The sequence below is a fragment of the Nocardia sp. NPDC058497 genome (assembly GCF_042720195.1).
Classification (GTDB): domain Bacteria; phylum Actinomycetota; class Actinomycetes; order Mycobacteriales; family Mycobacteriaceae; genus Nocardia.
Genome location: NZ_JBHXMY010000826.1, coordinates 1 through 1,995 on the forward strand (window position 1 = coordinate 1; position 1,995 = coordinate 1,995).

Sequence of the window (1,995 nt, forward strand, 5' to 3'; positions counted from 1 at the left end):
CCAGAGCGAGCCTCCCCGGTGGTTTTGCCGTGTCAGATCGTAGACCTCGCCCGCCTCGACGACGGCGACCATGGCAGACGGGTTCTGTCGCAGCTCGCCGACACTGATGGACTTCATGACGCCAGTATAGGGCGCAATTGTCTACTGATGTCTACATCGTTGTCGGATCAGACTTTGTCGGCCTCGCCGTTGGACAACGCCTTCTGGAGGGAGTTGAAGACGGTCAACCCCTGGCCGACCATGCCGTTGACCAGCTCGCCGACCCCGTCTGGTCCGTTGAGGACGGTGAGGTTGGCTCCTGCGAGGCCGTTGGAGGCCTGCTTGACGATTTCAGGGAGTTGTTCGATGAGCAGCTGGTCCAGGGCGATGCGGTTGTTGGAGGCGGCGGCTTCGGCTTGGATGCGGGTGCGGTCGGCTTCGGCCTCGGCGAGGATGCGGACGCGTTCCGCTTCGGCGAGTGCGGGTTTCACGACTTCGGCCTGGAGTTCCTGCTCGCGCAGTTCGGCGTTCTTGCGGGCCTGCTCGGCCTGGGCGGTGAGGACCGCCTGCCTGGCGATGGCGTCGGCGAGCGGACCCGCCTGTGCCGCTTCGGCATTGGCCTTGTCGATGTCGCGCTGATACTGCGCCTTGAGGATCGAGGTCTCGCGCTCGTATTCGGCGCGACGGCGCAGGGATTCCTGTTCGGCCTCGGCGGCGCGCTGGGCGGCCTGGGCCTGGGCGATCTGGGCGTCGCGCTGCACGGCCGCATTGTGCGGTGCGGCAAGGGCATTGATGTAGCCGAGGTTGCCGTCGTCGATGGACTGGATCTGGAACGAGTCGACCCAGAGGCCGATATTGCCCATCTCCACCTTCGAGGCGATCAGGACCTCGTCGGCCAGCTTCTGACGTTCGCGGATGATCTCCTCCACCGTCATCGAGCCGACGATCGAGCGCAGGTGACCGGAGAAGATACGGCCGGTCAGCACCGACATCTCCTGCTCCTGCTCGGAGAGGAAGCGCTGTGCGGCGTTGACGATGGACGGAGTGTCGTTGGCGACCTTGAACGCGATCACCGCCCGCACGTCGAGCTGGATCGCCTGTTTGGTGACGCAGCGCTCCTTGATCTCGGATTCGAACATCGCCAGCGACAGGTAGCGGACCTTGCGGAACAGCGGCACCACCCAGGTGCCACGGCCGATGACCACCTTGAACGGCGCGTTGTCCTTGGTCTTGGCGCCGCTGACCAGCATGGCTTCGTCGGGATCGGGAACGTGATAGCCCAGCATGTTCATTTCTCCTCTGTGAGCGGAATCCAGGCGACGACGTCGACCAGGCGACCCGGATGGACCGCGACGATCAACACGGTCGAGCCGGCGGCGAGCGGTTCGTCGGCGCGGGCGAGGTAGGTCTCGGTGCCCCCGCGGATCGCGACGAGGACCTCGCCCAGCGCACCGGCCGCCCGGATCGGGGACGTGAGGGTTCCCGTCAGGCCGTGCACGGGGTCGATCATCGCGCTGAGTCTCCTTGTCTCGCACCGATTGACGTCAGCGTACGACGCGCGGCCTGTCGGTGGGTTTCGAATTTCTTATTGACAGCATCCTGTCAAAAATGACAGGATGCTGTCATGTCGATCTCAACAGTTCACGTAGCCGTCTACGACACCCTCGCCGACTGGGAGGTGGGCGCCGCGACCGCGCACATCGCCAACGGCAACTGGCATCGCGAGCCGGGAAAGTTCCAGGTGAAGACGGTCGGGCTGAGCACCGAACCGATCACCACGATGGGCCGGATGCGGGTGGCGCCCGACCTGGCGATCGCCGATCTCGACCCCGCGGACAGCGCGATGCTGATCCTGCCCGGCGCCGACCTGTGGGCCGGTGACGAGCTGATTCCGTTCGCGCACAAGGCAAGACAGTTCGTCGAGACGGGCGTTCCGATCGCCGCGATCTGCGGCGCCACCTTCGGCCTGGCCAGGGAAGGGCTGCTCGACGACCGCGCGCACACCTCGCTGCTGTC

General features: G+C 65.5%; 4 protein-coding genes. 1 reads left to right on the forward strand and 3 read right to left on the reverse strand.

Annotation, left to right across the window (positions count from 1 at the left end):
* The 3 genes from ACFWPJ_RS31445 to ACFWPJ_RS31455 form a co-directional block, all read right to left on the reverse strand.
* Positions 1 to 117: type II toxin-antitoxin system Phd/YefM family antitoxin (locus ACFWPJ_RS31445; RefSeq protein WP_378856946.1), on the reverse strand; the 117-nt coding region annotated here is incomplete at its 3' end.
* Between the two features lie 50 nt (positions 118 to 167).
* A complete protein-coding gene (locus ACFWPJ_RS31450; protein ID WP_378856948.1) occupies positions 168 to 1,265 on the reverse strand; it encodes an SPFH domain-containing protein in 1,098 nt (365 codons plus the stop codon).
* Between the two features lie 2 nt (positions 1,266 to 1,267).
* Positions 1,268 to 1,489: a hypothetical protein gene (locus ACFWPJ_RS31455; protein WP_189025053.1), complete on the reverse strand. Its 222-nt coding sequence runs from the start codon at positions 1,487 to 1,489 to the stop codon at positions 1,268 to 1,270.
* Positions 1,490 to 1,603: 114 nt separating this feature from the next.
* Here ACFWPJ_RS31455 and ACFWPJ_RS31460 point away from each other — a divergent pair.
* Positions 1,604 to 1,995 (forward strand): DJ-1/PfpI family protein (locus ACFWPJ_RS31460; protein ID WP_378856944.1); only part of this gene is annotated, 392 nt, incomplete at its 3' end.